The following is an 8,524-nucleotide window of genomic DNA, read 5'->3' on the forward strand; positions in this document are numbered from 1 at the left end:
AACTGGTGTGGGACGAGACGGGCCGGCTGCGTACCCATGCCCCCAGCACCTACAAGATCCCGGCCTGTTCCGATCGGCCGCGTATCTTCAATGTCGCGCTGCTGGAGCGCGCGCCCAATCGCGAGGAGACGATCTTCCGCTCCAAGGCGGTGGGCGAGCCGCCCTTTGTGCATGGCGTGGCGGTGCTGCATGCGATCTCTGACGCGCTGGCCAGTCTGGATGGCTATCGGTCCTGCCCCGGGCTGGATGCGCCGGCAACGCCCGAGGCGATCCTGCGCGCGGCCGAGCGGATGCGCGCCCGCGCCGCCGCCCGGACCGACGTGACGTCCGTGGGCTGACGGTCGCCTAGGCCATGGACGACATCGTCTCCGCGCTGGCGGAATGGCGGCAGGCCGGCTGGCCTGTTGTCCGTGTCAGCATTCGTGCCGCCATGGGGTCCACCCCGCGCGAGGCAGGGTCTTTCATGCTGGTGGCGCCGGACGCGCTGGTCGGCACGATTGGTGGCGGGCGGCTGGAATGGGATTGCGTGGCACGGGCGCGGGCGCTGTTGGCCGGCACCGGGGAGGCCGGGGAACTGGAGATTCCGCTGGGGCCGGAACTCGGCCAGTGCTGCGGCGGCCGGGTGCGCGTGCGGATCGAGCGCGCGGACGAGGCGCTTCTGGATTCGATCGTGGGGGAGACGGAGCGCGCGCGGGCCGGGCAGCCGCATCTGCTGCTGTTCGGGGCCGGGCATGTCGGGCGTGCGCTGGCCCGGGCGCTGGCGCCGCTGCCAGTGCGCCTGTTCTGGATCGATCCGCGCACCGAGGAATTTGGATCGGTGCCCGAAGGGGTTGCGGTGCGGATGACCGAAGATTGGGAGAGCGTGCTGGGCGCCGCGCCGGCGGGCTCCGGCATTCTGGTGCTGACCCCCAGCCACAGGCTGGATGCGCTGATTGTGGGTGCCGCATTGGAGCGGGGGGATTTCCGCTATGTCGGGTTGATCGGGTCGAAGACGAAGCGGCGGGGGTTCGAGGCCGGATTCCGCGCCGTGGGGCTGGGGGCCAACCGGATCGCGACCCTGGTTTGCCCGATCGGGGATCGCGGCATTCGCGACAAGCGGCCGGAAATTATCGCGGCGCTGGTGGCGGCGGAAATTGTCGAACGCCTGCTGCACGGCGATGATGCGATGCCGGAGCGGCATGCATGAGGAACAGAAAATGAGGGGACCGGTCCGAAGCCAGCACATGATGAGACTGCATGCGCGCTGTATCCTGTATTTCAACGCGGTGCGCGACCATGGCTCGATCCGCGAGGCGGCGCGCCAACTGAACGTTACGCCCTCGGCGCTGACGCGGCAGATTGCCCAGATGGAAGACGAAATCGGCGCCCCGTTGTTCGATCGCCTGCCCGGCGGCATGGTGCTGACCGCCGTGGGCGAGATCGTGGCCCGGCATATCGTCACCGTCATGCAGGATGCCGTACGCACCGACGAGCAGATTGCGGCGCTGGCCGGCATGCGGGGCGGGCGTATCAGCCTGATGACGGTCGAAGGGATTGCCGGCGACCTGATGGCGCGGCTGCTGACGCGGATGACGCGGACCTGGCCGGGGATTGATCTGCAGGCGGATACCGGATCGCCCCGGCGGATCGTGGCTGCCCTTAGCGGCGGCACGACCGATCTGGGCATTGCCTTCTCGCTGGATGCGCCGGACGATCTGCGTCGGGTCGCGGTGGCGCGCTTTCCGGTGGGGGTGGTGATGCCGGCCGATCATCCCCTGGCGGGCCGGCAGAGTGTGCGGATCGAGGAGTGCCTGGACTATCGCCTGATCCTGCCGAGTGAATCGCTGTCGCTGCATCAGGTCATGGAACCCATGCTGCATCCCTGGCGCGACCGGCTGGACGTGGTGCTGGAAACGGGTTCGATCGAACTGACGAACCGCATGGTCGCGGCCGGTGTGGGCCTGGCCTTTCAGTCCCGCCTGGCGCTGGAATTCGATATCAGCCGGGGCGCGCTGGCGCATGTGCCGTTGGACGACCCCAGGGCCGTGACCGATCTGGGCGTCTATGTCCGCGAGGCGCGCTGGCTGCCGCCGGCGCTGGAACGGCTGATTGTCGAGGTGCGCGAAGCGCTGCGGGAACAGGAAGAAGCGGGGCGTGTTCGGGGGCGTGAAGCTGTGGTGGTAAAGTAGATATTTATTTAAAAACAATAGATTATGGTAATATCTATGCTTGGTGTGTGAATGTGACCTGTTGTTGAATTGGCAACGGATTGATCATTTTATTCTACTGGACGGAACACCCCCTCGTTCGGTTAGTTTCGGTGTCGTGATGGTGCGGGTTGGGGAACCCGGGTCCGTGTCGGGGGACACGGACCCACGCCGTCCGGGATGGACCTGTTGGACCAGCGAAGCGAAGGAGGCGCGGATGGCCGCCGATAGCGATCATTATCGACCGGGAGAAACGCCGGAAGACGGGCTTGCGGCGCTCGACGCCCGGGTCAGGCGGGATCTGACCGTTATCGACTATCCGCGCCATGACTGGACGCCGCGCCTGACGCGCGACGGCGAACCGGTGCTGGATGTGGCCATCATCGGCGCCGGCCAGGGCGGCCTGGCCACGGCTTTCGCGCTCAAGCGCGGCAATATCGCCAATGTCCGGATCTTCGACCGCGCGTCGCGTGGCGGCGAGGGGCCGTGGGTGACGTTCGCCCGCATGATCACGCTGCGGACGCCGAAATATGTGACCGGCCCCGATCTGGGGATTCCCAACCTGACGCCGCGTGCCTGGTACGAGGCCCGATACGGTGCGGGCGCCTGGGAGAAGCTGGACAAGATCCCCCGTGGCGACTGGCAGGCCTATCTGGACTGGTATCGCGCCGTGCTCGACCTGCCTGTCGAGAATGACCGGTCGTTCGAACATGTGGCGTGGGAAGACGGGCTGCTGCGGCTGACCTTCCGGGACGCCGAAGGGCGGGAATATCGCTATCTGGCGCGCAAGCTGGTGCTGGCCACCGGCATTGATGGCGGTGGCCGGTGGCATGTGCCCGATTTCATCCGCCAGGCTTTGCCGCGCGCGCAATACGCGCATACATCGGAGCCCATCGATTTCGCCGCGCTGCGCGGCAAGCGGATCGGCGTGCTGGGGGCGGGGGCTTCGGCTTTCGACAATGCGGCGACGGCGCTGGAGGAAGGGGTGGCCTCGGTCGCGCTCTGCCTGCGCCGGCGGGTCATTCCCTCGATCAATCCGTATCGCTGGATGGAGAATGCCGGGTTCCTGGCGCATTTCTCCGCGCTGTCCGACACGCTGCGCTGGCGGTTCATGCGCCATATCTACGAACTGAACCAGCCGCCGCCGCAGGACACGTTCTGGCGCTGCCGCCGCCACCCCACCTTCAGCTATCATACCGGCTGCGGCTGGACGGGTGCGCGGATGGAGGGCGATGAAATCGTCGTTCAGACTCCGGACGGCGAGATGCGGTTCGATTTCGTGATCATCGGCACCGGCTTTGCCGTCGACATGGCGCTGCGGCCGGAAATCGCGTCCTTCGCCGGATCGGTGGCGCTGTGGCGCGATCGCTTTACCCCGCCCGAGGGCGAGGACAGCGCGGTGCTGGCGGCGCATCCCTATCTGGGCGAGTCCTACCAGTTCCTGCCGCGTGATGCGGCCGATCCGCTGGCGCCGATGCTGGCGAACATCCATAATTTCACCTTCAGCGCGACTCCCAGCATGGGCCTGTCGGGGGCGTCGATCAGCGGCATGCGCTTTGGGGTGGAGCGGCTGGCGCGGGGGCTGGGGCGCGACCTGTTTGTGGCCGATGGCGCGTGGCATCTCGATCAGTTGCTGAATTATATCACGCCGGAACTGGTCAGCCTCGATCCTCCGGATGCATGATCTCCCGTGACTCTGCCGGCGTGGCGGCATGGCAGACCAGGGAGAGAGGACAAGCCCATGAGCGAACATCCTGACGACAGCGCGCCGCGCGTGCCGGACGAGGTGCCCGATGAGGCGATCATTATCGCGACGGCCCGTGATATCGGCCTGACCGTCGACAGATCCTGCCTGCCGGGGGTGGTGACCAACCGGTCGCTGCTGCGGCGCTATGCTGATCTGGTCCATGGCTTTGCCCTGCCGGATACGTGCGAACCGGCGTTCGAATACCGTCCATGACCGTGCCTGCCATGACCGATCCGTCCGACGCGCTGGCCATTGCCGCCGACATCCGCCAGGGGCGGCGAAGCGCCGTTTCCGTGATGACCGCCACGATCGCCGCGATCGAGGTGCGTGACACATCCATCAACAGCGTGACCCGCATTTTCGGGCCGCGCGCGGTGGCCGAGGCCGAACGGATCGACCGCCGCATTGCCGCCGGCGATGATCCGGGACCGCTGGCCGGCGTGCCGTTCGGGGTGAAGGACCTGTTCGACGTGACTGGCGAGGTCACGACGGCGGGGTCGGTGGTGTTGCGGGAATCGCCGCCCGCGACGCACGATGCCGCTGTTGTCGCGCGCCTGCGCGCGGCGGGTGCGATCCCGGTCGCCAGCCTGAACATGGACGAATTCGCCTATGGGTTCGCCACCGACAATGCCCATTACGGCATCACCCGCAATCCGCATGACCCGGCGCGGTTGGCCGGTGGCTCGTCGGGCGGGTCGGCCGCCGCCGTGGCGGCGGGGCTGTTGCCGCTGACCCTGGGGTCGGACACCAACGGCTCGATCCGTGTGCCGGCCTCGCTGTGCGGGGTATGGGGGCTGAAACCCACTTTTGGCAGTGTGCCGCGCGAGGGGGCCTATCCCTTTGCCGCCAGCCTGGACGTGGTGGGGCCGTTTGCCGGCACGCTGGACGACCTGCGCGTGGCGTACGAGGTCATGGCGGGCGGCCCTATGCCGGAACTGCCGGCGGTATCCGACCTGCGGGTGGTGCGGTTGGGCGGCTGGTTCGCCGCGAACGTCTCGGAACCGCTGGTACGGGCCATCGAGGCGGTGGTCGCGCATCTGGGCGGGGTGGAAACGGTGGAACTGCCCGAGATCGCGCGCGCCCGCGCGGCCTCCTTCCTGATCACGGCGGCGGAGGGTGGCAATCTGCATCTGCCCCGCCTGCGCAGGCATGCGCTGCGCTATGATCCCGCGACCCGCGACCGGCTGATCGCCGGCGCGATGCTGCCATCCGCCACGCTGGTCCAGGCGCATCGTTTCCGCGGCTGGTTCCGCGAGCAGGTCCATGCGCTGTTCCGTTCGGCGGATGTGCTGATCGCCCCGGCGACGGTGGGCGAGGCGCCGCTGATCGACCAGCCGACGATCGTGGTGGATGGGCAGGTCGTCTCCGCCCGGGCGAATCTGGGCCTCTATACGCAGCCGCTCAGCCTGGCGGGGGTGCCGATCCTCAGTGCGCCTCTGCTGGGTACGGGCGGCCTGCCGCTGGGACTGCAACTGATCGCGGCGCCGGGGCGCGAAGCCGCTTTGTTCGCCCTTGCCGGCGCGCTGGCGAAAGCAGGGCTCGTCGGCAGGGTGCCACTGCCCGCATCGAAGGGACGTTAAGCCATGCTGAACACTCCCCGCTCCTTGCGCGGAATGGTGACATCCCCCCATCATCTGGCCAGTCAGGCCGGGCTGGACGTGCTGCGCGACGGCGGCACGGCGATCGAGGCGGTCGTGGCGACGGCGGCGGCGCTGGCCGTCGTCTATCCGCACATGACTGGTATCGGCGGCGATGCGTTCTGGCTGGTGATGTGGCCGGATGGCAGGACCGAGACGATCGATGCGTGCGGGGCGGCGGCGCGGCGCGCGGACCTGGAATTCTACCGCGCCGCCGGGTGCGACACGATTCCCTGGCGCGGGCCGCTGGCGGCCAATACCGTCGCCGGTACGGTGTCCGGCTGGGACCTTGCCCTGGAGTGGAGCCATGCGATGCAGCCCGGGTTGGGTCTGCATCGGCTGCTGCGCGATGCGATCTATTATGCCGAGCAGGGCGTGCCGATTACCGAGGGCGGTGCCGCGCTGACGGCAGCCAAGATGGGCGAACTGGCGGCGGTCCCCGGTTTCCGGCAGGTTTTCCTGCCGGGCGGCCATGCGCCGCGCGCCGGTGACATCCTGCATAATCAGGCCCTGGCGCATACGCTGCGCCGGCTGGCGGGGGACGGGCTGGATTCCTTCTATCGCGGGGCGCTGGCGCGGGATCTGGCCGAGGATCTGCGCCAGTTGGGCAGCCCGCTGGACCTGGCGGACCTGAATACCCATCATGCCCAGGCGCGGCCGCCGCTGCATGTCGATATCGGGGGCGCGCGGCTGTTCAACATGGCGCCGCCGACGCAGGGCGTTGCGTCGCTGCTGATCCTGGCGCTGTTCGACCGGCTGCGTGCCGAGGATGTGGACGGGTTCGACTATTTCCACGGGCTGGTCGAAGCTACGAAACAGGCCTTTCGCTACCGCGACACGCATGTGGGCGATCCGGCCTTCATGTCGGTGGCGGCGCAGGAAGTGCTGGACGACGCGCTGGCGCTGGATCGCATGGCGCTGGACATCGACCCCGAAATCGCGGCCCCCTGGCCGCATCCGTCGCAGGCCGGCGATACGGTGTGGATGGGCGCGGTCGATGCTGATGGTGTCGCGGTCAGCATGATCCAGAGCGTCTATTTCGAATATGGGTCGGGCGTCGTCCTGCCGCGCAGCGGCATCGTGTGGCAGAATCGCGGCGCCAGCTTCCGGCTGGCCGAAGACGGCTGGAATGCGCTGCGTCCGGGACGCAAGCCGTTCCATACGCTCAACCCGGCCGGCGCGCGCTTCGCCGACGGGCGCACCATGGTCTATGGCACCATGGGTGGCGAGGGGCAGCCCCAGACCCAGGCGGCTGTCTTCACGCGCTATGCGCGCTATGGCGTGCCATTGCAGCAGGCGGTGACGGCCCCGCGCTGGCTGCTGGGCCGCACCTGGGGCGAGAGCAGCACCAGCCTGAAATATGAGGACCGGTTCGCGCCGGAGGTGATCGCGCAGATGGCGGCGGCGGGGCATGTGCTGGAACCCATGCCGGCCTTTACCTCGACGATGGGGCATGCGGGTGCGCTGGTGCTGCACCCGTCGGGCCTGATCGAGGGGGCAACCGATCCGCGCAGCGACGGGATGGTGGCGGCATGGTGAGGATGCCTGCTCGCGAGACGGCGTCGGGCCTGCGTGCGGTTGCGCGGTGCGATGATCTGGGGGTTACGCCCTATTCGGATGCCGACGACCATCTGTTTCGCCCCTATCTCGGCGCGGGACATGCGGCGACTTTGGACCGGATCGCCGCATGGATGACCGAAGCGGGGATGACGGCGCGGGTCGATGCTGCCGGCAATATTGTCGGCCGCTATGAAGGGCGGCATCCCGACGCGCCGGCGCTGCTGATCGGCTCGCATGTCGACAGCGTGCGTGATGGCGGGCGCTATGACGGTATGCTGGGCGTGATGCTGGGGATCGAAACCGTCGCGTGGTTTGCCGAACGCGGCCATCGCTTTCCGTTCGCGATCGAGGTTATCGGGTTCGGGGATGAGGAAGGATCGCGTTTTCCGGTCTCGATGCTCACCAGCCGCGCCGTGGCCGGGGTGCTGGGTGATCAGGATCTGGCGCTGGCCGATGCGGCGGGCGTTGGGCTGGCCGAGGCGCTGGACGGGTTTGGGCTCGAACTGGCGCGCTTCGCCGATGCCGCGCGGCATCGGGAGGACGTCCTGGCCTATGTCGAGGCCCATATCGAACAGGGGCCGGTGCTGGAGGCCGAGGGCCATGCGCTGGGCGTCGTCAGCGCCATTGCGGCCCAGTATCGCTTTCGTGCCGTGGTGACGGGGGTGGCGGGTCATGCCGGTACCATGGCGATGCGCCTGCGCCACGACGCGCTGGCTGCCGCCGCCGAGATGGTGCTGGCGGTGGAGCGGATCGGCGGTGCGGGGCCTGAGGACCTGGTGGCGACGGTCGGGCGGATGGAGGTGGGGCCGGGGGTGCCGAATGTGGTGCCTGGTGCCGTGACCTTCAGCATCGATGTTCGTGCCGGCGTGGGCGCGGTGCGTGACCGTGCGGCGGACGAAATCCGCGTGGCGCTGGAGGATATCGCTGTCCGTCGGGCCGTGGGGCTGGACCTGACGTTGCAGCAGGATCTGCCGGCGACGCCATGCGACAGCGGATTGAGCCGGTTGATGGCGGAGGCGGTGCGGGATGTTACCGGCGCCGAGCCGCGCGTGCTGGTCAGCGGGGCGGGGCATGATGCGATGGTGATGGCGCATCTGGCGCCGGTCGCGATGCTGTTCCTGCGTTGTCGCGGCGGCATCAGTCACCATCCCGCCGAGGCGGTGGAAGTGGACGATGTCCAGGCTGCGCTGGAGGCGATGACGGCGTTCGTCACCCGTTTCGAACACACATGGTCGGATGCCGGGACGGTATTGACGGAAGAGGAGAGATAGAGGTGTTCGGACAGATCGACCCGCCGCACCGGCTGTTGATGGGGCCTGGCCCGGTGAACGTGCATCCGCGCGTGCTGCGGGCGATGTCGGCGGACATGCTGGGTCAGTTCGACCCGGAGATGA

The 8,524-nt window shown here is 68.2% G+C and carries 7 protein-coding genes and 1 pseudogene; all 8 read left to right on the forward strand.

Going from position 1 to position 8,524, the window contains the following annotated elements:
- A pseudogene (locus HLH35_RS19365) lies at positions 1-338 on the forward strand (xanthine dehydrogenase molybdopterin binding subunit); the annotation flags it as partial.
- Between the two features lie 14 nt (positions 339-352).
- Positions 353-1,186 (forward strand): xanthine dehydrogenase accessory protein XdhC, encoded by an 834-nt coding sequence (gene xdhC, locus HLH35_RS19370; protein WP_182980699.1) that lies wholly within the window; start codon positions 353-355, stop codon positions 1,184-1,186.
- Positions 1,187-1,223: 37 nt separating this feature from the next.
- On the forward strand, positions 1,224-2,168 hold the full coding sequence (locus HLH35_RS19375) for a LysR family transcriptional regulator (RefSeq protein WP_246385254.1): 945 nt from the start codon (positions 1,224-1,226) through the stop codon (positions 2,166-2,168).
- Between the two features lie 235 nt (positions 2,169-2,403).
- Positions 2,404-3,870 (forward strand): NAD(P)-binding domain-containing protein, encoded by a 1,467-nt coding sequence (locus HLH35_RS19380; protein WP_182980701.1) that lies wholly within the window; start codon positions 2,404-2,406, stop codon positions 3,868-3,870.
- Between the two features lie 57 nt (positions 3,871-3,927).
- Positions 3,928-4,146 (forward strand): DUF4089 domain-containing protein, encoded by a 219-nt coding sequence (locus HLH35_RS19385; protein ID WP_182965680.1) that lies wholly within the window; start codon positions 3,928-3,930, stop codon positions 4,144-4,146.
- A gap of 11 nt (positions 4,147-4,157) precedes the next feature.
- Entirely contained in the window at positions 4,158-5,513 is a 1,356-nt protein-coding gene (locus HLH35_RS19390) for an AtzE family amidohydrolase (protein WP_182980704.1), read from the forward strand.
- 3 nt (positions 5,514-5,516) lie between these two features.
- Positions 5,517-7,109, forward strand: coding sequence for a gamma-glutamyltransferase family protein (locus HLH35_RS19395; protein WP_182980702.1), 1,593 nt, complete (start codon positions 5,517-5,519; stop codon positions 7,107-7,109).
- The gene (locus tag HLH35_RS19400; RefSeq protein WP_182980703.1) at positions 7,103-8,401 is read left to right on the forward strand and encodes an allantoate amidohydrolase; all 1,299 of its coding nucleotides are present in this window, start codon (positions 7,103-7,105) and stop codon (positions 8,399-8,401) included. Before HLH35_RS19395 ends, HLH35_RS19400 begins: the two co-directional genes overlap by 7 nt.
- The last annotated feature ends 123 nt before the right edge of the window (positions 8,402-8,524 follow it).

This window comes from Gluconacetobacter asukensis, assembly GCF_014174375.1.
Lineage (GTDB): Bacteria > Pseudomonadota > Alphaproteobacteria > Acetobacterales > Acetobacteraceae > Gluconacetobacter > Gluconacetobacter asukensis.